The following is a 21,510-nucleotide window of genomic DNA, read 5'->3' as shown; positions in this document are numbered from 1 at the left end:
ATAGGTTGAACATGAAAGATTGGGAGGAAATTAAATGAGTACACATTTACACGTAACATCATGGATACTGGCGTTTATCCTGTTTATTGTTGTGGTCGTTCTAAATAAACAGGGAAAAGCTAAAGGTGCGAAAATCGTTCACATGATATTAAGGCTGGATTTCTTACTTATTCTATATTCAGGCGGTACACTGCTTGCCTATTATTTTAGTACTCCGCAAATGGGGGAAGCTATTTTTAAAGGGCTTGCCGGAATTTGGGCTATCTTTGCAATGGAAATGATTGGGTTGAAAAGCGGAAGAAAAGAAGCTGCAAAAAGCTGGTGGATTCAATTGGTGATCGCGGTGGTGATTACCTTCATATTAGGATTCGGCCGCTTGCACCTAGGATTTTTCTAAAAAAGCAGGAAAGGGCCCCGCTGTATTTACACATAAATGCAGCGGGGCTCTATTTTTGTACAGAAGCAAAGGTGTTTTGTCTTGTCTCGTTTTGCCTCCTCATTTATCCTGCCTTAATGGACAGTAAGACCCCCATTTCAAGATTTTGAGGTGAAACTAAAAAAGATAAGTGGGGGGTCAACTGCCCGTAAAGGTCTGATTCTGTTTAACTAACATTCAGTGGGGCAGATAGGGCAGGCTAAACCGTCACGTCCTTATGCCTTCACTTGCACTAGCACGTCCTGTGCGTCGATAACCCCCACTGAATGAAGGTTCACTTTATATGAAAGATTTTCAACAATCTTATCCAGGCTATTGTGTTTTATTGCAAAAAGAGAATAATAAGATATAGCATTTTAAAAAGTTGGGGGAAAAGGTATGAAAAAGGTTGGTTTATTTGTATTGATCATCCCGTTCTTTCTTTGCTGGACAAGTTCAATTCATGCAGAGGAGAACGGGATAGAGGATGAAATGATTTATTCGATTTTTGTAGATCGTTTTAATAATGGCGATCAGCAGCTTGGTGATCAAGTCGATGTGGATGATCCACAGGCCTATCACGGGGGAGATATCAAGGGAATAACGGATAAGCTGGATTATATTAAGGGATTAGGTTTTACAACGATTTCATTATCATCCATCATGGAAAATGCCAAAGGTGGTTACCATGGCTATTGGATCGATGATTTTTTTAAAGTGGAGGACCAATTTGGCAGCATAAACGATCTGCAAACGCTTGTCAAAGAGGCGCATAAACGCGATTTGAAGGTGCTATTGGAGTTTGTTCCAAATTATGTTGCATCGACCCATTCTTTTGCAAATGATCCGAATAAGACAGTGCCTAACAACGCAAAAGATGCGATGTGGCTGGATCAAGCGGTACAGCTAAACCTGGAAAATAAGGAAGTAAAAGATATGCTGTTGAAAGCTGGTGATTATTGGCTTGAAGAAACGGATATTGATGGGTATCATCTACATGCAGTTGACCAGATACCAACCGCTTTCCTGCAAGAATTTGTTGATCATGTCAAACGTACGAAACCTGACATTTATTTGACGGCAAGTGTGTTACGTGCTGAAGATTTAACACAAGATGCCTATGATGCGGGCATACCATTTATCGAGGATCCAACCGGACAGGAATTGATGACTGATGTATTCAGCCATGCTGGAACCCCGGTTGAGAAACTTTATCGTAACTGGAAAGCATCGGGTAAAAAAAGTGACTTGCTAACGATTGATAATAAATTCACCAAACGGTTTACCCAGGACACCGTGGAGAATGAGAGAAATCCGGCAACAACATGGAAATTAGTGCTTGCCTATTTATATACGACGCCTGGAATTCCTGAGATTTACCAGGGATCTGAGATTCCAATGGATAGTCCAACAATTGAAAAAGGGCAGCGGCTGGTTGAGTTTAACCAAAGCGATCAGGAATTAGGGGACTTTTTCAATAAAATGGCTTCCCTAAGATCCCGATTTCCGGCTTTACAAGATGGGGACTTTGAACTCGCTGGATCGAACGGGGCGATGAGTGTTTTTAAACGTTCGGATGGTAAGGAAAGCCTGTATATTGCGATCAATAATGATACGAGTACGAAAGCAGTCACGGTTGATGATGTCCCTGAAGGCATGCAGCTTACCGGCTTGTTAGGTGATAACATTGTACGGAAAAATGATGATGGCACCTACAAGATTGGGATTGATCGTGAATCGGTGGAAGTCTATGTTGCAGAAGAGGATACCGGGTTAAATTGGTTGTTCATTGGCATGATTGTTGCAGTGTTTGTTGTGTTTATCCTGGGCGTCGTCCTGTTAAGCCGGAAACAGCACAAAAATAAACCAATCCAAGGATAAAGTGGATAAAAATAACAGATAGCACGGAAATATATGCTATCTGCTATTTTGTCTTTTAGATTTGCTGGAAAGCATAATCATGGGAAGAGGTTGCGCCTTGTTCGTGTAACACGTGAAATACTTCCTGATAGGTTGTAATATCAATATCCCCACTAATATATTTCTGCTGATAAAAATCCAATAGCTGATTGATCGATTGATAAGCCACCCCACGATTATGTTCATATGCTTGAGCCAGCTCATACAGTTGCATAAACATCCTCCTTCATCTATTTTGATAACTTGTCCAGTCCGTTCTTATCTTAAAATATATGAAAGAGGGTGCAGATACATTCATAAGCGCAGCTTTTTTTGTCTAAAAAAGGCCAGCCACATCATTACTATACCAATTACTAACAGCACACTTACCCCGAGCAATCCTTGAGGTGCATAGGGAATGGGGCCTAGTCCGCACCAGCGGGCCAGTCCGTCACCAAACAAAAATAACTCGTTTAAGAAAAAACCAATAAGAAAGATAATCATACCTGATTGCATTTGTTTTTTCTTTGTATGAATTATTTTTGTCAACTGGTATTGTGTCAAGATAAAAATGCTGATAAAACCTAACAGGGTAAAATGCAAATAACCGATAATGATACTTCTTGTCTGGTATACCAGATCGGCCATGGTAGGTGAAATTAATCCTAGCTCCATGGTGCTCTTGACAATGAGCAGGAAGAAAGTTATCCATAAACTAACGATGGTAATTTCATGGGCCTGCTTGTAAAGATAGACCCATATTTCCTTAAAGGCAAATACAAGGCAGACAACACCTATCCATTGCCCGATACTTCCTATATCAGCCAGAATGCTGCCAGAGTTCCCTATATCACTCCATAAGATGGATAAAAGATATCCGGGGAACAAAGCAACAAAATAAAACCAAAACGCTATCTTTACCCACATATGCTGAAAAGGAATTTTCCTGCGGTGGAGCACAATAATAAATAAGCCAATCAACATGAGAGAAAGCCAGCCATTGTACTGAAAATGTAAATAAAAATAGATAGCCATATCAAAAATAGGATTGTTTCTTAACCCGCTGGCGGAAATAAAACCAAGTGAAAACGGTCCAATAGCCGAGATAAGTAACGCAATTAGTGCACCATTAATAAATAATCGGCCCACGTAAGGTATTTGCTGCATTCGTCTCGTTTGCCGATACATAAACAAGGCGGCCCAGAATTCCACCAAAATATGGAGGGTAGAGAAGATAATCGAAATAACCCCGTAGCCTTGATAAATAAAGGAGGCAAACATAAAAACCGACATGATAAACAGGGTGACCGTAAGTACCGTAGCTTGCTTCTTTTGTTTGATTGATTTCCAAAAGAGTGTTAAAAAGATAAGAAAGGTTCCCATAAATGCCCAACCCAAAATAGCCAGATGCGAATGGCCATGCATCACATTTGTGTAGGTGAATGTGCTGCCCGGATAAAAAGGGTGTAGTCGCATCCATAATCCGGATAATGCTGTCAAGGTAAATAACAAGAATGTAAAGTGTACAAAAAGCCGCGGCATGTCTAATCGCTCCTATTATCTCAGTCACTATTACTTATTGTCGCGAAATAGGAGCAAAGATGCAATAGAATTCAAGATAATGTCAAAAAACGATAACAATTATATGGCGTAAACGGTACTTTTGTAATAGAACGGAGCTAAAACAAAGCACCTGAGGAAAAGGCTATCACTTGTACTAGATAGCCTTGGTGGTTTTATTTTCATCATTCAAGAAAAACAATGCCAGGGTACCTGGGCCGGAATGGGCGCCAATCACCGAGCCAACCATCTCGATAATAATATCTTTTGGATGGAATTTCTCCTTAACGGCGGCCGCTAGATTCTTCGCTTGCTCCCAGTCGTCTCCGTGGGCAATTCCGATCACCTGATTTTCTAAATAAACGCCTCGTTTTTCTGTGATTTCTAACATGCGTTGGAGTAACTTTTTGGAACCACGTAGTTTTTCAAGTGGTACCAGACTCCCCTCGTCCACATGCAGAATTGGTTTGATTTTTAATAACGAACCGACGAATGCAGCTGTCTTACTAACACGGCCGCCCCGGTACAAGTATTCTAAATCGTCAACAGTAAAAATATGCTCCATGTGGCTGGTGAGATAGGTGACTGTTTCCAAAATGTCTTCTGCGCTTGCACCATCTCCTGCGAGTTTGGCAGCACGAAGAACAACCAGTCCAAAGCCTAGTGAGGCACATTTCGAGTCTATAACATGAATTGAAGCATTAGGATAATCCTCTTTTACCTCTTGTTCCGCCATTTTCGCTGCTTGATACGTACCAGATAATTCTGAAGAAAATGCTATGTAAATTAAGGCTTGATTTGTTTTGGCGCAGGAGGTAAAAATAGTTTTAAACGACTGTAAGGATGCTTGGGACGTTTTTGGCGCTTTCCCCTCACGCATGGCATCGTAGACCTTCTTCGGGGAAATCGTTTTGCCATCTGCATAATCTTTTCCATCAAGATGAACGGTTAACGGTACCATTTCTATGTTATATTCGTTATAATGTTGTTCTGATAGATCACATGCAGAATCGGTAAGAATTTTTACATTCATGTTTTCACCTTCATTCATAAAATAATCATTGTAATTAGTTTATAGCTAACGGTATGTTTAGTCAAAGCATATTTTTTACTGCGCTAATGAATATGGTGAATGACGAATGTTCATAAGGGCAAGGAGGTACGAAATGTTTTTAGTGGAGGCAAAACGAATTATTATAGTGATATTCGGTGCGTTATTAGGCGCGATTGCACTGAACTTCTTTCTTATTGAGGCTAACGTCTATGCGAGCGGATTCACCGGGGCAGCGCAGTTACTCTCCAGTGTGTTTAATGACTTTGTTGGGTTGAAAATCAGTACGGGTATTTTGTTATTCATACTTAATATACCTGTTGCTATCTTGGGCTGGTTTAAAGTTGGCAAGGGATTTACGATTTATAGTGCCATTTCCGTGTTATGTACAACCATTTTTCTCGAACTGCTCCCTGTTGTACATTTTTCCGATGATATTATTCTGAACGCAGTGTTTGGCGGTGTTATTTCCGGTATTGGTGTTGGAATCACTTTGAAACTGGGGGCATCTACAGGTGGGATGGATATTGTGGCCATGGTTCTGTCCCGAATGAAAGACAAACCTATCGGCGGCTATTTCCTATTGTTAAATGCAATTATCATTGCCCTTGCTGGAATCCTTTACGAGCCGGAGAATGCTTTATATACGATGGTAACACTTTATGTAACAACACGGGTCATTGATGCGATTCATACACGTCATGAGAAAGTGACAGCCATGATTATAACTCATAAAGCTGATGAATTGCAGCAGGCCATTCATCGGAAAATGGTGCGTGGTATTACCATTTTACCAGCAACAGGTGCGTATACAAAAGAGAATAAAAATATGATGTACCTGGTCATAACACGTTATGAACTATATGATTTAGAACAGATCATTTCCGAAGTAGATCCAAACGCATTTACCAATATTGTACAAACGACCGGTATTTTCGGTTTCTTTAGACGCAATGATTAATAATAATATATAAGGTTAGGTGCGACTATTATGAAAAAGTTTTTATTTTTTATTGCAGTGATCGTACTGTTAGCGGGCTGCAGCAGTCAAGACAAGCAGGATGAGGATGTGGCTAATGACTCCAAAAGCACGAAAGAACAAGCGGCATCTGTAGACAAAGAAACGGCTTCACTCAATTTAACCGAACTTGATATTCAAACTCCCGATGGTAAAATCAAGGTGAAAGGAAAGGCATCAACAACGAATGATGAATTTTTCTATGTGTTAAAATATGGTGATGATGTGATTATCAATGAAACAAAGGTGACACTGGATCCTGATGATACCGGATGGGGAGCGTTCGACTTGGATTTAGACCAGCCCGAAAATGAAGTCTCTAGCGACGAAGTTCCTATTTTCACTTTTTATGTAAAAGATAAAGCGGGGAAAAGGATTAATCCAAATTATGTACCGGTGGATATAAATGAATGATCTGATTTGGCAACACACTAAAAAATGCTTGGAGCCGGTCATGACTCCAAGCATTTTTTAGTTATATCCGTACTTCGCAAAAACTTTTTCAATTTCGGGCTGCAGTTCGTCCCATTCTGCATCGAACTGTTTATTCACGGTAATAAAATGTTGATAACCAAACACATTATCAACACCTTCTACGTCCATAAGATCATTCAGAATTGCGTGTTCACTTGTATCACCGGGCATTACAGAAATACTATTGTTTCCTTGAAAAATCAATTTATCGGTTGAAAATTTTAGTGCATTTGGGTTCGGTGTTGCTTCAGCTCGTACTCCCATTTAAGTAATCCCTCCTCAATTTACCTACTTACATCTATATTAGCAGAAATAGGACAGGGAAAAAAGGTATAAACACAATTATCCCTCCACAGTATAGTACCACGGAGGGATCACTTAGTAGTAGCGATACTGTTTCATTATTGTAAATGAATTAGATATTGACTACATACCAAGTATATTTGCGAAGGTTAGCTCAATTGATTTTTTTGTTTCAGCGTTTGTTCAAGTTGCTCGAGCTGTTGCTTTTCCTCAGCAGTGCAATTAGTACATGCTTGTTGGATAGCTTGTTGTGCTGCTTGTTTATCTTGTTCACTCGGTGCGTTTTGAGCATTCGTTAGACGACTAACCGCGTCTTTGGCCTGTTGAAAAAGATTATTTTCCAATTTATAATCCCCCTATTGTTTGGTCGTCTGATTCCTCATCTTTTGCTTCTGCATCAGAAAGACGCGAGCGATAAGGAAACCGTTCATCATGTTTCTTAACGGAGTCTGAGCCATGTTGTACAAAACGTCTCGACTTGCTGTTTTTCCCCATGATGATTCCTCCCAACAAAATAAGTGAACGCTAGGTAACGTTCACTTATAGTATGGATACAACAATGAAAAAATATAAAAGGAAATTGCCGGGAAACAGACTATACCACTTTTGGCCTGGCTGCTTTACATTGGTTGTTTTTGCAGGTTTAGATAATTGTTCAAAAAGTTGCCGATTCCGTTTTGTTCATTGGAATCTGTGACATGTTTCGCAATGGATTTCAGTTCATCGATGGCATTTCCCATAGCTACTCCAACACCAGCATAGTCAATCATTTCCAGATCATTGTCTTCATCACCAAATGCGATAATTCGTTCTTCCGGTATATGGTAGTAATGGGCAACCTTTTGTAATCCAACTGCTTTATTCATGCCTTTTTTAACAATTTCAATGATGTTCCAGGGAGCTCCCCATTTGCGATGTTCAATGAACTCAGCATGATAATCATCCAAATGGTTTCGTAAGGTGGTTATATTACTTTCCTGTGGATGAATGAGTAATGATGTTGGGTCGTCCTGGAGTTTATTTTTTAAACTTCCAATGCTAAACGGGGGATCGTTTTGCGTTTTTGAAAATATCCCCAGGATTCTTTCGTCGTATTGATCCAGATAAACATTGTCCTGCACCTCTGCCAATACATTATGAACACCTATTTGATAACAGGCATCAACAATTTTTAATGCGGTCCGATTGGGCATGGGATTATGGAGTGCTTTCCATTTGTCATCATAAGGATGATGAATCAAAGCGCCATTAAAATTAACCATTGGGGTATTCAGCTTCAGTTCCTTATAATACCCAATACTTGCCCGATGTGGCCGGCCTGTTGAAATGACAACGATATGGCCTTGTTCTTGCGCACGCATTAACGTTTGTTTCGTTTGCAGACTGATGACTTTTTCATCCGTTAATAGCGTACCATCTAAATCCAATGCGATTAAATGCTGTTTATTTTCCATAATTTCACCTCGTATGCCAATAGTTTATAAGTGTTTTCTAATAAAGTAAAGGATAATATTCGATATGAGAGCTGTGATTCTGCAGTCATGTTGTTTGCAAAAGCGTACATACTAATACTAAGATAGTATAAGGTTAATTCTACAAAAGGATGTTCAAAAAAACGGTAAAAATGACCTTCGACAGGGAAACTTCCGCTAAAAACGTCACGTCCTGTGAAAGCTCGTTGGCTTGTTTCACCACTGCTTGGAAAGGATAACCACTTTTTTGGCTCGCGATACGAATTCAGTGAAGCATTACTTATGCTCATGTAGCTAAAAAGGATGTTCTACTAAAACCGTTCACGTTCTGTGGAAGCTAGCTGCTCGACACTGTGCCTTCTCGAATTTCTTGGTCCTTTTTATTCTCCTTTTTGAACATTCTTTATAAAGAGAGGGTCTTCAAGGATGATTGGTGTACTACATACGTATTTTAGCAATATTCCAGCGTTGGAAGTGGTGGATGTCAAAGATGAAACAAAAGCCTTGCCGGTTGTTGTCTATTTTCATGGCTTCACCAGTGCCAAGGAACATAATTTACCACTGGCCTATTTATTAGCTGAAAAAGGTTACCGGGTTATATTGCCCGACAGTGCATATCATGGCGAGCGTGAAGAGAATATTTCACCAATGAAACGACAAATCGCTTTTTGGGATATTGTGCTGCAAAATGTGAAAGAGTTAAACGAAATTCACGATCATCTAACAAAACAAGGGAAGTTGTTTGATGATCGAATTGGTATAGCCGGAACAAGCATGGGTGGCATAACAACAGCTGCAGCGCTCACCCAATATCCATGGGTCAAAACCGCGGCCATTTTAATGGGATCACCTATGCTTACTACTTATGCAAAAATATTAGTCGAAGGGTTTAAAAAAACGGGAAAGCTGCCTATATCTGATGCAACGATTGATAAGTTATATCATGATCTGGAAGTAATTGATTTATCCGTCCATCCGGAAAAGTTAAACCAGCGTCCACTGCTGTTCTGGCATGGGGATAAGGATTCAGTAGTTCCGTTTGATCATGCATACACCTTTTATAACGATGTCAAACAGAACTATACCAAACCGGACCATATTCAATTTATCAAAGAGACCAACCGTGATCATAAAGTAAGCCGTAGCGCTATCTTGGCAGCAGAAAACTGGTTTACGTCCCACCTTTAAAAGAGCAGGTACAACCTGTGAGGTAAATCATTTCAAAATTAGATGAAATATGTTTAAATGGAATAAGAACAAACAGGGAGGTATGAACAATGGATGAAGCGTTACAGGATAATATAATCGGTGCACTCGAAAACGTTATCGACCCGGAATTGGGAATCGATATTGTAAATCTTGGCCTCATTTATGGTGTTGAATTGAATGATGAGGGTGTTTGTGATGTGACGATGACATTGACAGCAATGGGATGCCCGTTATCTGCACATATTGAAGCTGACATTAAACGTGCGCTTGCAGATATCCCTGAAATAAAGGAAATTAACGTTAACATCGTATGGAATCCGCCTTGGGGCAAAGATAAAATGTCACGATATGCCAAAATTGCATTAGGTATTCCAGATTAATTTTTGTTAATATAAGGTTGGTTCATGCGGATGGATCAGCCTTTTTAATCGAAGAAATATTGTACAATTGAGGGTCAGTATCATGAAAATATGCCAAATTGTCGGATATAAGAATACGGGTAAAACAACGGTAATGGGGCAGTTGATTCAACACCTTACGAAACAAGGGTTTAAAGTGGGTGCGTTGAAACATCACGGGCATGGAGGAGAACCGGCGATGGCAACATCCACTGATAGCTATCGGCATTTTACTGCAGGTGCCAGTATTAGTGCTGTAGAGGGAGCAGCAAATACAGAATTGATCCTGCCCAATATTGAACTGAATGAAATGGTGCGATTATATGCATCCATAGGAATCGATATTCTGCTGATGGAAGGATTTAAACATAAGAACTTTCCTAAAATTGTTTTAGTAAAGAACAAAGAGGATGTATCGCTTGTCCGTAATCTTTCTGCTGTTATCGCTGTGGGATCATGGAATAAGGACGTGTTAGCGGATGCAGATTATCCGGTTTTTTTGATTCCAAATATTGAAACACAACTAGACATGCTTGCTAAGATTATAAATGAAGGGTGTTAAAATGGAGCAAAACTTTTGGCTTACACAACAGCCCATTTTGTTAAATGATTGTATCGAAAAGGTCGTTCGCGCTGAGGCGGGGGCGATTAATACATTTATTGGGACGGTCCGGGAATTTACTGCTGGGAAACAAACATTATATTTGGAATATCAAGCATATATCCCGATGGCTGAGAAAATGTTGCGGCAAATTGGTGATGAAATCGATAATAAATGGCCGGGTGCCAAAACAGCTATTGTGCATCGGGTAGGGCGATTGGAGATATCTGATATTGCGGTTGTGATTGCGGTTTCTACACCACATCGTAATGATGCGTTTGATGCAAGCAGGTATGCTATCGAGCGGATTAAACAAATTGTCCCAATCTGGAAAAAGGAGCATTGGAAAGACGGTACCAAATGGATAGGAGATCAGTTAGAAACAACCTCTTATCGGGATCGGGTGCCAACAGAGGAGGAAATGCGTAATGATTGATGTGTTGCTTTTTGCTCAACTGCAGGAGAAACTGGGGAAAGATAGACTTTCCATAAAAGCGGACAATCTTGGATCTGTAAAAGAATTAAAAGCGCAATTGGCAGCCGATTATCAACTGGATGGCCTTGATAATGCCATGATAGCCGTTAATGAGGAATACGCAACAGAAGATGCAGGGCTTACGAACGGCGATATCGTTGCTTTTATCCCACCAGTTAGTGGCGGCTAATAAGAAAAGTGCAGCGTGGCCGTTTAACGACAAAAGCCATAGCCAAGAGATCGTAAAACGCCCGAACTAAAGCGTTTGGAGTGTCTATTGACTATGGCGGAAGTCGTTGGCCTCATGTGCAACTGGATCAGAAAAGTGCAGCGTGGCCGTTTAACGACAAAAGCCATAGCCAAGAGACCGTAAAACGCCCGAACTAAGGCGTTTGGAGTGTCTATTGACTATGGCGGAAGTCGTTGGCCCCATGCGCAACTGGATCAGAAAAGTGCACGTTTCATGCAAAACCAAGCCTTTCTTTGGCACGATCACTCATGTTAGCTGGTGACCAGGCTGGTTCCCAGACGAGATCCACATCAATTTCTTTTACATCGTTCAATTGGCTGACCCGATATTTCACACCATTGGCAATACTATCATGCATTGGACAGCCTGGTGTGGTAAGGGTCATAATAATCCTTACATTTGAATCCTCATCCACCTCAATATCGTAAATCAATCCTAAGTCCATCACATTGATACCAAGCTCTGGATCAATAACATCAAATAATGAAGCACCGACTTCAGATGCTAGTGACATACTAAACTCTCCTTTCTGGTCATTAGACAAACAGCACACGAATAATGGATCCGGCATAAGCAAGTGATGTTAACGTAAGCAATAGTTGGGATAATAGAACGATATCACTTATTCCCGTCACTCCTCCGACCAATACTCCCAGACTGCTAATGATAAATAAGATAAATAGGAGTACGGCCAACTTTTCATTGATCATCTCTTTTAATGTGGGGACTTTTTCCTTGCCGATTTTTTCCGAATAGCGATGTGTCCACCACAGAAATGGTACAATTTTATATAAATAGCCTAAGATGCTAAAGATGATCCACCCCATCACATAGAGAAAGATCAGCCAACTCCAGATGACGGGTTTAGTTACCCCAAATAAATAAAGCACAAATGCACTAAAATGAAGCCCCAGTCCAATCCCTATGGCTAACAACGAAAACATAAATGGACAATCTAATTTTTTCTTCATCCGTTTATTCAAAATTTCTCGCATATCAAGAAAAAAGCCGATAAAACCGGCCAGCAGTAAAAACCATCCCATTTTAATTCCAATTGAACTAGCCATCCAGCTGGAAGCAATTAAGACAAATATCCCTGCAATATAAAGGGAAAAAGCTAGTTTTGCCCATTTCATCGTAAAGCCGTGAGACAGACTAAACATGGGTACCAGTTTATAGGAAAACCCAAAAATCAATAATGTAAACCATCCGGCAACGCCAAGGATAATGTGGGTGTACAAAAAGCTTTGGTGGTTACCGATTCCGCCAAACGCCACGTTCCATGCCAGTAAAAATCCGGCAATGATCGTCAGAAAAAAGCAAGTAATGGCACCTAGAACAAACAGGGTCATCGTATTTTTTTTCTGCTGTTTCATAATGGTTACGCCCATCTGGATGATAAACATGATAATCCCGATGATCGCGATAACTCCACCATAAATAGCGCTGTCGGGCTTCCAATAAAGCAACAATGCAAATGCAGTAATACCAGCCCCTGTAAAGCCAAATTGAATAAAACCAAACGTTTGGTTCCAGATGGGAGTAAGAAATGCAACCGGAACAAGCTGGTACATCGCGCCCATGGCAATCATTACGGCAAATCCCAAAAGAAGAAAGTGTGCTCCCATCCAGACGCCGGGAACACGAAAACTTCCTGCGGCCAATAATTCATGTTGAAACAACAGAATAATTTGTGCCAGCACAAAGGCAATCAATGCATAGAGAATAAATAATAATGGTAATTTGATCGTTGTGTTTGATTTCATGCTCATGTTGGGCATCATTGTTAATCACCAGTCTTTGTAATGAGAATTTTGAAACTTCCATCCTCCTGTGGTTCGGTTTCGTGTAAATAACCACGATCATTTAATTCCTCGTATAGAAACATGGGGCGGCGGTCATTTATAATTGCCAGAGATTCCCCGCTGTTCATCTTATCAAGCGCCTTTAAAGTCCGCATCATTGGTTTTGGTGGTTCAAGGCCACGATTATCAATTTCCACTATCAGAATGCTCCTTTCTTGTATATATGACTTTCCAATGTTTTTTCTCAATTCTTTCTGATTCATGTGTAAATCCTTTTCGTTTTAAAATCGCATGCAACGGAACGGGATTAAAGGGAGCGTGTAAAATAAAGGCTTGCCCGTCCTCCAGTTGCTTCACGGTGCCCATGATTTTGTCAAAAGGCTCCTTTTTTAAACGGAGATCCTCACGAACATCCAATTCGATCGGGTCATTTGTATCCATTCGAATCACCTCGTCTGTGAAATTGTAAACCATCTATCTACATGATAATCATTTTCAATTAGCGAAGTAGTGATTTGTGTCACAAGTTCACGTTTCATGGTTTTTTAAGGTAATACCTAACAGATGTTTAAAAGAAAGCCAATTAATTAAAAATGACGTACATGAATTACGTTTAATCCATTATGTTACCTATATATAGAGATTAGTTTTATAAAAATTCAAATTATTTAATTGACTTGGAAAAACCAGAGTGTTAAATTGATATTAAAATATGTTCACAAAATGTTCAAAGTCACGAAAAAAATAAGGGGGCTTAGAGGTGGAAAAGGTGAAAAATCGTTGGCTGATCGCTATTTGTGGTGTTGGCGTTCACATTTGTATTGGTTCCGCTTATGCTTGGAGTGTATTTACGAATCCGATGGCAGATCAATTCGGCTGGAAAACAACCCAAATCTCGCTGGTATTTAGCATTGCAATTTTTATTTTAGGGTTTGCCGCTGCATTTATGGGCAAATTTGTTGAAAAGCATGGTCCGAGGAAATCAGCGATGCTGGCTGCATTATTTTTTGGTGTTGGTGTAGCGGGATCAGGACTTGCGACAGCGATGGAATCATTAACCTTATTATATTTCTTTTATGGGATTATTGGTGGAATTGGCCTGGGGATCGGTTATATTGCGCCTGTTTCAACATTGGTTAAATGGTTTCCAGATCACCGGGGGCTTGCCACTGGATTAGCAATTATGGGATTTGGCTTTGCCGCTTTAATCAGTGGCCCGGCTGCCGCTTCACTGATTGATATAGTAGGAATTTCCAATACATTTTTTACACTTGGAATTATTTATTTCATCGTCATGACCCTTGCATCCTTGTATCTATCTCCACCACCGGCGGGATGGGCGCCTAAAGGTTTTCATGAAAAGGAACAAAACGGTGCCATAAAGGTCAAATCAGACTTGTCCCAGCTTACTGCAAATGAGGCAATTAAGACTCGCCGCTTTTGGATACTATGGATGATGTTGTTTTTAAATGTTACATGCGGCATTGCTATTATTTCTGTTGCTTCCCCAATGGCGCAGCAAATTGCGGGTATGACACCTGCCGCAGCAGCAGCCATGGTTGGCGTGATGGGGTTATTTAATGGTGGTGGACGTATTGGCTGGGCAACATTATCGGATTATATTGGTCGCCCAAACATATATACTACCTTCTTTGCAATTGAAGTAATCGCCTTTTTTCTGTTGCCGATATCCTTTAATGTTATCTTATTTCAAGTATTGGTATTTCTTATTGTCTCCTGTTATGGTGGTGGGTTTTCGTCTGTTCCTGCATACATTGGTGATATTTTTGGAACGAAACAACTCGGTGCCATCCACGGCTACATTTTAACTGCCTGGGCAATGGGGGGCGTTGTCGGACCATTATTATTGTCGCTGATCTATGATACGAGTAAAAGTTATAATTTAACTATGATTATTTTTGGAATTTTATTTGTTATTGCCTTACTTCTTTCGTTATGGATCAGGGTTGATATGAAACGATTAAGAGAACAGCAGAAAGATTTAAATATATCATTTTCGGGTATTGGTTATGAGCAGCGCTAATATTACGATAAGAAACATCTTGAAATAGAATTTAAGATGATGTTCAAGTTGAGGGATAAAATGAATGACACCGCATCAGCTCATAAGAAATTTATGACAGAATATTAGCGGTCAAGTTGTATTTGCTCATAGTATTCATATGGCAAGTAATAGTGACGGTTCTTTATCCTTCTCTTGAACAAGTAACTTATTTAAGGATGTGTATATCTGTAGAAGAAAGGGGGATGGGTGTGAGCGGGCATAGTACAACAACATGGAAAACAACGAAATTTCATCATCATCTGCAAACTGTGGAAGAAGACGAAATCGCCAGGGAAACAGCGATAACCGTCATGATAAATGGAGAACAGTATGCAACAATTGTATGCACACCAACGCATTTACGTGAGTTGGTTATCGGCTTTTTAGCTTCAGAAGGAATTATTCGTACATTCGATCAGATAAAACAGCTTTCCCTCGATGAAACGTCAGGGTTTGCCTATATTGAACTTGAATTTCCTGTGACATTTACGGAGCGAACTGAGCGTTGGATTGGTTCTTGTTGTGGGAAGAGTAGAGAGTTTTATCTAAAACAGGATGTCCAAACGGCAAAGACGATTATCAGCGCACCGAATCTATCAAGTAAACAAATTGTGGGTTTAATGGGCAGATTTGACGAAACGGCTGATACGTTTGGACGCACTGGCGGGGTACATCAAGCTGCACTAGCAAATGGCACCGAAATCATTTGTGCGTTTATCGATATTGGCCGGCATAATGCCCTTGACAAACTATATGGATATATTCTGGAACACCATCTTACCCTGAGGGATAAATGTATCCTATTTAGTGGACGGATTTCCTCTGAGGTTGTTTTAAAAGTTTCCAAGATGGGGATTGGTATCCTGTTAGCGAAGTCAGCACCAACCGATTTAGCGCTGAAATTGGCTGTCGATTTAAAGATTACAGCAGTCGGCTTTATTCGCGAAAGTAAACTCAATATCTATACACATGAAGAACGCATATATGGGGATATGCTGGATCAACGTGAATCAAAATAGGGAGGGGAACGACGTGCAAGAACATGTCATTGTCACGATTAATGGTACAGAATACTTAGCCGATCCAGGGCAGAACTTACTGGATCTACTTAATACTACTGACGAATTTGTACCGCAGATTTGTTATAATGAATCATTGGGCCCCATTCAAACCTGTGATACCTGTATGGTAAAGGTTAATGGTGAAATCGTTCGTGCATGCGGAACAACGATTGAAGGGGCAATGGAAGTAGACACCGCAGCCGAAGTCGTACATAGTGCACAAAAGGAAGCATTAGATCGCATTCTGGAAAAACATGAACTATATTGTACGGTTTGTGATTATAACAATGGAAATTGCGAGATTCATAATACCATGGCCGACTTTGGCCTGGAGCATCAGTCAAGACCCTTTCAAGCGAAACCATATAAGGTGGACCATTCCTCCAAATTCTATCGCTATGACCCTGACCAATGTATTCTATGTGGGCGTTGCGTGGAAGTCTGTCAGGATGTCCAGGTAAATGAAACCCTATTAATCGATTGGGATCGGGAGTCACCACGGGTTATTTGGGATAACGATGTGCCAATAGATCAATCATCCTGTGTGAGCTGTGGACAGTGTGCTACGGTTTGCCCCTGTAACGCGCTGATCGAAACCAATATGGAGGGGGAAGCTGGTTACATGACGGATCATAAGCCAGGCTTGCTACGCTCCATGATTGAAGTTACTAAGAAAGCAGAAACTGGTTATGGACCATTATTTGCCGTTTCCGATACAGAGGCATCGATGCGAGAGGAACGAATTGAAAAAACGAAGACGGTTTGCACCTATTGCGGTGTCGGTTGTACGTTTGATGTCTGGACAAAGGATCGTAAAATATTAAAAGTCCAGCCGCAACAAGAATCACCAGCTAATCACATATCTACCTGTGTCAAAGGAAAGTTTGGCTGGGATTATGTTAATTCTGAAGAACGTTTAACGAAGCCTTTAATTCGCAAAGAGGATCATTTTGCCGAAGTGGAGTGGGACGAAGCATTAACTTATATTGCCAATCGCTTCCGGGAAATCCAACGTGAACATGGGCCGGATGCGTTAGGGTTCATTTCTTCGTCTAAAGCGACTAATGAGGAATCTTACTTGATGCAAAAGTTAGCCAGACAGGTTGTTGGAACAAACAATGTGGATAACTGCTCCAGATATTGTCAATCACCAGCAACAAAGGGATTGTTCCGGACCGTTGGCCATGGTGGTGATTCCGGTTCGATTGATGATATTGCTGAAGCAGACATGGTGATAGTAATTGGCTCCAATACCGCCGAATCCCATCCGGTACTTGCTTCCAGAATTAAACGTTCGCATAAATTATTCGGACAAAAGCTGTACGTTTTTGATCTGCGGAAACACGAAATGGGGCAGCGTGCTGACAGGTTTTTCCGGCCAAAAAGCGGTACGGATCTTGTCTGGTTGTCCGCTGTTACAAAATATATTATTGATCAAGGCTATGAGGCCAAGGAGTTTATTGATCAGTGGGTCAATAAATTCGAGGAATATAAACAAAGTCTGGATAAATTTACGTTGGAATATGCAGAAGAGGTAACTGGTATTTCGCAAGCTGATTTAATCGAAATTGCCGAGCAAATTGTCCGTGCTGACAAACTGGCAATCTGCTGGGCAATGGGCGTAACGCAGCATACGTTGGGCAGTGATACCAGTACAGCCATTTCCAACTTGCTATTAATTACCGGCAACTATATGCGCAATGGAACGGGTGCCTATCCATTACGCGGACACAATAATGTCCAAGGCTGCAGCGATTTCGGAAGTATGCCAAATTTTTTCCCAGGTTATGAGGAAGTAGCAGATGATAACGTTCGTAATCGGTATGAACAGGCCTGGAACACGGAAATCCCTAGTGAGCCGGGAAAAGATAACCACGAAATGATTAATGCGATTCATGAGGGCTCATTAAATGCCTTGTATGTTTTAGGTGAGGATACAGGAGTAGTAGATGCTAATATTAACTATGTCACCGATGCGTTTAAAAAGCTGGACTTCTTCATTGTTCAGGACTTGTTTTTAACAAAAACAGCTGAGTACGCTGATGTCATTTTACCAGCAGTCCCAAGTTTGGAAAAAGAAGGGACGTTTACGAACACAGAACGCCGAATTCAGCGACTCTATCAATCACTAAATCCAATTGGGGATACGAAACCGGACTGGCAAATTATCATGGAGGTTGCCAATGCAATGGGCTATGATTGGAACTATGCTCATCCATCGGAAATTATGAATGAAGCGGCCGCACTTGCACCATTATTTGCTGGTGTAACCTATGACCGTTTGGAAGGGTATAACAGTCTGCAATGGCCGGTCGAAAAGGATGGAACTGATACGCCACTGCTGTATGTTGACGGCTTTCCATTTGACGATAAGAAGGCAAGACTTTATCCATTAGAATTTAATTATGATTACTCACCAGATGAAGAATACGATCTGCATGTCAATAATGGTCGAGTGCTGGAGCATTTCCATGAAGGAAACATGACATATAAATCTGCGGGACTAACACATGAATTACCTGGTTCGTTTGTAGAGCTATCACCTGAATTGGCTAATGAGCGTGGTGTGGAAGAGGGAGCTACCGTAAAACTGATTTCAAGAGAAGGGCATGCAACGGTAACGGCTCATATCACGGATCGAGTGCACAAAAATGAGTTATATTTACCGTTAAATGATAATGGTAAATCGGCGGTTAACTATTTAACAAACAATACGGTTGATAAAGATACCAATACACCCGCGTATAAAGAAATCGCTGTAAAAATGAAAGTGTTAAAGAAAAAAGGAAAGAGTCCTATTCCATCCCATAACCATCGAAAGGGTAATCGTCAACCGCAAATTAGTGTCAATGTTGAGCGTAAATGGGAGCGTCGGGATTATACTTTTCCGGGAAGCGTGGTGAAGAAATAATGGCAAACCCAATTACATCCATCAATCGTATGGAGGTTCCAGAGGACGTTATGCAAGAACGCCAACTGGAAGATGTTGTCAAAGCAGTCAGTGCAAATAAAGATGCAATTTTGCAGGGGATCGAACTATTGGCATCGCTTCATGACCAAGGCATCCTGGAGATGGTAAATGCGCTTATTGTTCATAAAGAAGAGGCAATCGAAAATGTCATGAGTGAGTTAAATAAAGATCAATATACTTCGATCCTGGAAAACCTGGGAAAAGCAGTATTTCTAATTGGTGAATTAAGAATGGATGACATTCAATATTTTACTGAAAAAATTAACCGTGGCCTGGATGAAGCACGGATATATGAACGGACCGAGCGCACACGACCAATGGATCTGCTGAAGGCTCTAAAGGATCCGGAAATTAATAAAAGCATCACGATGTTATTGCAATTTTTACGGGGGATGGGGAAGTAATAAGTAACAGAAATAGAAAATGAATAAAGGGCTAGGACGATAATGTTGTAGCTATCGAGAAATTCGAACGATCATTCAAGTTTCATCAATAGGAACTCGAATTCGTTCGGATTTTCTTTTTAACGACAGTAAATAGATATACTGTGACATAAAAAGGACGTTGATTTTTAAATACGAGTGCCGCTGCCGCCGTCCGGGATCGCTACGGTCGGATGCTTTCCGCGGGCTCGCGATGAGCCTCCTCGATCGCAAAGAACGCTCACTGCGGGGTCTCATCGTCTTCGCTTTCCCGCTGGAGTCACCGCCCGTAGCGATCCCGGACTGGTTAGGCTATTTATACACTTGCACACATCGTACCAGCGAAGTAAAAACACAGAGACTCCAGCCGCCCGCTAAAAAGCGTAGTGTTTTTCCGTAGTGGCAATTTAATCGCCATCTCATTTTACGTCGCAGTTTTCATCAACTGCGTCCTAAGAACTTTTTTTTGAAAAGGGAACAGTTTAAATTCCCATTTTGTAACGGTACGTCTTTAGTGTGTAAAGCTTCCGTGATGTTCCTATCTCTTTAATATGTTTTGAGAGCATTCATATTAAAACAATTCATCCTCCAGCTTCTCGGTGTTTAAGATGAATAGTCCTGTTTTGTCTGATGTCAGCAGTTGCTGCTTTTTTAGCTGGGTTAATGTACGACTGACTGTTTCTCGGCTGGAGCCAATCATGTTGGCAAGCTCCCGATTCGTAAAGTGGGTATCAATTCTGATTTGATCATCTTCCAGCTGGCTTCCATAATGTCGCGAAAGGCGTAACAACAGCATAATTATTTGCTCATACGTATTATGCAGGATTTTTTCTTCTAGTCTATTCTGCAAATCGACAATTTTGTCACCAAGAACCTTGAATAACTTCACACAAATTTCCGGATGAGTGATGAGAAAATTTTCAAAGGAGCGAATCGGAATATAGATCAGGACTGCATCCTCAAGGACTTCAGCATGTGCGGGGTAGTCATCCTTCCTGAAAAATCCTTGATGCGGAAACATGTCATCAGGCTGCAAAACATTGACAATTTGTTCTTTTCCATGGAAATCGGTTTTATATATTTTAACTTTTCCTTCATGGATAAAATAAACATTTGTCAGGGGATCTCCCTGCATAAAGATATGTGTCCCATGACGATACATACGAGATTTGGCGAGTTCTACAATAGGTTCCATTTCATAATCGGTTAAATCCTTAAATAATGGTACCTTTTGCAGAAGTTCTTTAATGGATTGACTGTTCATATTTTACCACACTCCTTTTTATCCCGTCTTAACGGGAAGTACGACCCCCACTTCAAGATTTTGAGGTGAAACTAAAAAAGATAAGTGGGGGGCAACTGGCATGACAAAGGCCCGATTCTGTTTTCAGCCTGTACGATGCAGGTCATAAAGGCGTTGCAACAGACGCCTGGGTTCTTAGCCTTTGTTCTTCTGTCCCAGTGGGGGAGAAAGAGCAGGCTAAAACCGTCACGTCCTTATGCCTTCACCTGCACCAGCACGTCTGAGTGCGTCGAAAACCCCACTGAATGAAGTTTCACTTTTATTAACGAATTTCCTGGAGGTATCAATACCTTCATTCTAACACGTAACATCAATGATATAATCGCCAATTGTGAACAGTTTTTGATAGCGTGATAAAGATCATAGCAAAAGGATGTTAAGGCTCACATCTATGATCGTAAATAACCTTTATGATAATAGTGTATAAAAAATAGACTACAGGAGGTAACGTAAATGAATAAGATTGAGTATACAACCAAAATCCATGCACCGGAAATTGATCCACGCAACCGTCATCCAAAAATTTTCGAGGTGTTTGATAATTTAAAGTCCGGAGAATATATGGAGCTTTCCAATGATCATGACCCAAAACCGCTCCACTACCAGTTAATGATTGAACGGGGAGAGGAAACATTTACATGGGCATATACGGAAGAAGGACCTGGCATATGGCGAGTGGCAATTGGTAAAAAATAAGATATAATTAAGGCTCTTGATCCAACAAGAGTCTTTTCAATCCCGCTTATTATGTGAACTTC

General features: G+C 40.7%; 26 protein-coding genes. 14 read left to right on the top strand and 12 right to left on the bottom strand.

The window, feature by feature from the left end; translation table 11 throughout:
- Window positions 1-34 precede the first annotated feature (34 nt).
- Both WMZ97_RS19805 and WMZ97_RS19800 read left to right on the top strand, forming a co-directional pair.
- On the top strand, window positions 35-397 hold the full coding sequence (locus tag WMZ97_RS19805; protein WP_343273829.1) for a YisL family protein: 363 nt from the start codon (window positions 35-37) through the stop codon (window positions 395-397).
- Window positions 398-814: 417 nt separating this feature from the next.
- A complete protein-coding gene (locus WMZ97_RS19800; protein ID WP_343273828.1) occupies window positions 815-2,296 on the top strand; it encodes an alpha-amylase family glycosyl hydrolase in 1,482 nt (493 codons plus the stop codon).
- A gap of 55 nt (window positions 2,297-2,351) precedes the next feature.
- Here the strand turns inward: WMZ97_RS19800 and yppF are convergent, their stop codons facing one another.
- From yppF to WMZ97_RS19785, 3 genes are all read right to left on the bottom strand, one after another.
- Window positions 2,352-2,549 (bottom strand): YppF family protein, encoded by a 198-nt coding sequence (gene yppF / locus WMZ97_RS19795; protein ID WP_343273827.1) that lies wholly within the window; start codon window positions 2,547-2,549, stop codon window positions 2,352-2,354.
- Between the two features lie 80 nt (window positions 2,550-2,629).
- Complete coding sequence (locus tag WMZ97_RS19790) at window positions 2,630-3,856, bottom strand: hypothetical protein (RefSeq protein WP_343273826.1); 1,227 nt, start codon at window positions 3,854-3,856, stop codon at window positions 2,630-2,632.
- Between the two features lie 175 nt (window positions 3,857-4,031).
- Window positions 4,032-4,907 carry a DegV family protein gene (locus tag WMZ97_RS19785; protein WP_343273825.1) on the bottom strand — a complete coding sequence of 292 codons (876 nt, stop codon included), beginning with the start codon at window positions 4,905-4,907 and terminating at the stop codon, window positions 4,032-4,034.
- Window positions 4,908-5,040: 133 nt separating this feature from the next.
- On the opposite strand from WMZ97_RS19785, the gene WMZ97_RS19780 reads away from it, so the two are divergent.
- A complete protein-coding gene (locus WMZ97_RS19780) occupies window positions 5,041-5,886 on the top strand; it encodes a YitT family protein (RefSeq protein WP_343273824.1) in 846 nt (281 codons plus the stop codon).
- 30 nt (window positions 5,887-5,916) lie between these two features.
- Complete coding sequence (locus WMZ97_RS19775; RefSeq protein ID WP_343273823.1) at window positions 5,917-6,357, top strand: hypothetical protein; 441 nt, start codon at window positions 5,917-5,919, stop codon at window positions 6,355-6,357.
- A 57-nt stretch (window positions 6,358-6,414) separates the two neighbouring features.
- On the opposite strand, the gene WMZ97_RS19770 is transcribed toward WMZ97_RS19775, so the two are convergent.
- The 4 genes from WMZ97_RS19770 to WMZ97_RS19755 form a co-directional block, all read right to left on the bottom strand.
- A complete protein-coding gene (locus WMZ97_RS19770) occupies window positions 6,415-6,681 on the bottom strand; it encodes a NifU N-terminal domain-containing protein (protein ID WP_343273822.1) in 267 nt (88 codons plus the stop codon).
- Window positions 6,682-6,869: 188 nt separating this feature from the next.
- Window positions 6,870-7,064 carry a DUF3813 family protein gene (locus tag WMZ97_RS19765; protein ID WP_343273821.1) on the bottom strand — a complete coding sequence of 65 codons (195 nt, stop codon included), beginning with the start codon at window positions 7,062-7,064 and terminating at the stop codon, window positions 6,870-6,872.
- A gap of 1 nt (window position 7,065) precedes the next feature.
- Entirely contained in the window at window positions 7,066-7,215 is a 150-nt protein-coding gene (locus WMZ97_RS19760) for a hypothetical protein (protein ID WP_343273820.1), read from the bottom strand.
- Between the two features lie 125 nt (window positions 7,216-7,340).
- Window positions 7,341-8,174, bottom strand: a complete 834-nt coding sequence (locus WMZ97_RS19755; protein ID WP_343273819.1) for a Cof-type HAD-IIB family hydrolase — start codon at window positions 8,172-8,174, stop codon at window positions 7,341-7,343.
- A 444-nt stretch (window positions 8,175-8,618) separates the two neighbouring features.
- Between WMZ97_RS19755 and WMZ97_RS19750 the strand changes: the two genes are divergently transcribed.
- The 5 genes from WMZ97_RS19750 (at window position 8,619) to moaD (ending at window position 11,065) form a co-directional block, all read left to right on the top strand.
- Window positions 8,619-9,380 (top strand): alpha/beta fold hydrolase, encoded by a 762-nt coding sequence (locus WMZ97_RS19750; protein WP_343273818.1) that lies wholly within the window; start codon window positions 8,619-8,621, stop codon window positions 9,378-9,380.
- 89 nt (window positions 9,381-9,469) lie between these two features.
- Window positions 9,470-9,781, top strand: coding sequence for a metal-sulfur cluster assembly factor (locus WMZ97_RS19745; protein WP_343273817.1), 312 nt, complete (start codon window positions 9,470-9,472; stop codon window positions 9,779-9,781).
- Between the two features lie 82 nt (window positions 9,782-9,863).
- Window positions 9,864-10,361 carry a molybdopterin-guanine dinucleotide biosynthesis protein B gene (gene mobB, locus WMZ97_RS19740; protein WP_343273816.1) on the top strand — a complete coding sequence of 166 codons (498 nt, stop codon included), beginning with the start codon at window positions 9,864-9,866 and terminating at the stop codon, window positions 10,359-10,361.
- Between the two features lies 1 nt (window position 10,362).
- On the top strand, window positions 10,363-10,836 hold the full coding sequence (locus WMZ97_RS19735) for a molybdenum cofactor biosynthesis protein MoaE (RefSeq protein ID WP_343273815.1): 474 nt from the start codon (window positions 10,363-10,365) through the stop codon (window positions 10,834-10,836).
- Window positions 10,829-11,065 (top strand): molybdopterin converting factor subunit 1, encoded by a 237-nt coding sequence (moaD, locus tag WMZ97_RS19730; RefSeq protein ID WP_343273814.1) that lies wholly within the window; start codon window positions 10,829-10,831, stop codon window positions 11,063-11,065. The genes WMZ97_RS19735 and moaD overlap by 8 nt, the downstream gene beginning before the upstream one ends.
- 271 nt (window positions 11,066-11,336) lie before the next feature.
- On the opposite strand, the gene WMZ97_RS19725 is transcribed toward moaD, so the two are convergent.
- From WMZ97_RS19725 to WMZ97_RS19710, 4 genes are read right to left on the bottom strand one after another with little or no spacing between them, the layout of a single operon-like run.
- Complete coding sequence (locus WMZ97_RS19725; RefSeq protein WP_343273813.1) at window positions 11,337-11,639, bottom strand: metal-sulfur cluster assembly factor; 303 nt, start codon at window positions 11,637-11,639, stop codon at window positions 11,337-11,339.
- 22 nt (window positions 11,640-11,661) lie between these two features.
- Window positions 11,662-12,897, bottom strand: a complete 1,236-nt coding sequence (locus WMZ97_RS19720) for a hypothetical protein (RefSeq protein WP_343273812.1) — start codon at window positions 12,895-12,897, stop codon at window positions 11,662-11,664.
- A 14-nt stretch (window positions 12,898-12,911) separates the two neighbouring features.
- Window positions 12,912-13,088, bottom strand: coding sequence for a DUF2249 domain-containing protein (locus WMZ97_RS19715; protein ID WP_405027728.1), 177 nt, complete (start codon window positions 13,086-13,088; stop codon window positions 12,912-12,914).
- A 28-nt stretch (window positions 13,089-13,116) separates the two neighbouring features.
- Complete coding sequence (locus WMZ97_RS19710; RefSeq protein ID WP_343273810.1) at window positions 13,117-13,371, bottom strand: DUF2249 domain-containing protein; 255 nt, start codon at window positions 13,369-13,371, stop codon at window positions 13,117-13,119.
- Between the two features lie 319 nt (window positions 13,372-13,690).
- On the opposite strand from WMZ97_RS19710, the gene WMZ97_RS19705 reads away from it, so the two are divergent.
- The 4 genes from WMZ97_RS19705 to WMZ97_RS19690 all read left to right on the top strand — a co-directional run bounded on the left by WMZ97_RS19705 (window position 13,691) and on the right by WMZ97_RS19690 (window position 19,431).
- Window positions 13,691-14,974, top strand: a complete 1,284-nt coding sequence (locus tag WMZ97_RS19705; RefSeq protein WP_343273809.1) for an L-lactate MFS transporter — start codon at window positions 13,691-13,693, stop codon at window positions 14,972-14,974.
- Between the two features lie 230 nt (window positions 14,975-15,204).
- Window positions 15,205-16,014 (top strand): formate dehydrogenase accessory sulfurtransferase FdhD, encoded by an 810-nt coding sequence (fdhD, locus tag WMZ97_RS19700; protein WP_343273808.1) that lies wholly within the window; start codon window positions 15,205-15,207, stop codon window positions 16,012-16,014.
- Between the two features lie 13 nt (window positions 16,015-16,027).
- The gene (gene fdhF / locus WMZ97_RS19695; RefSeq protein WP_343273807.1) at window positions 16,028-18,967 is read left to right on the top strand and encodes a formate dehydrogenase subunit alpha; all 2,940 of its coding nucleotides are present in this window, start codon (window positions 16,028-16,030) and stop codon (window positions 18,965-18,967) included.
- Entirely contained in the window at window positions 18,967-19,431 is a 465-nt protein-coding gene (locus WMZ97_RS19690; RefSeq protein ID WP_343273806.1) for a DUF1641 domain-containing protein, read from the top strand. The genes fdhF and WMZ97_RS19690 overlap by 1 nt, the downstream gene beginning before the upstream one ends.
- Before the next feature lie 589 nt (window positions 19,432-20,020).
- Here WMZ97_RS19690 and WMZ97_RS19685 read toward each other — a convergent pair.
- Window positions 20,021-20,713, bottom strand: coding sequence for a Crp/Fnr family transcriptional regulator (locus WMZ97_RS19685; protein ID WP_343273805.1), 693 nt, complete (start codon window positions 20,711-20,713; stop codon window positions 20,021-20,023).
- A 492-nt stretch (window positions 20,714-21,205) separates the two neighbouring features.
- Between WMZ97_RS19685 and WMZ97_RS19680 the strand changes: the two genes are divergently transcribed.
- Window positions 21,206-21,448 carry a DUF2249 domain-containing protein gene (locus WMZ97_RS19680; protein WP_343273804.1) on the top strand — a complete coding sequence of 81 codons (243 nt, stop codon included), beginning with the start codon at window positions 21,206-21,208 and terminating at the stop codon, window positions 21,446-21,448.
- Window positions 21,449-21,510 lie beyond the last annotated feature (62 nt).

The sequence above is a fragment of the Lentibacillus songyuanensis genome, from assembly GCF_039548255.1.
GTDB lineage: Bacteria > Bacillota > Bacilli > Bacillales > Amphibacillaceae > Lentibacillus_C > Lentibacillus_C songyuanensis.
This window is presented reverse-complemented; position numbering and strand designations above follow the sequence as displayed.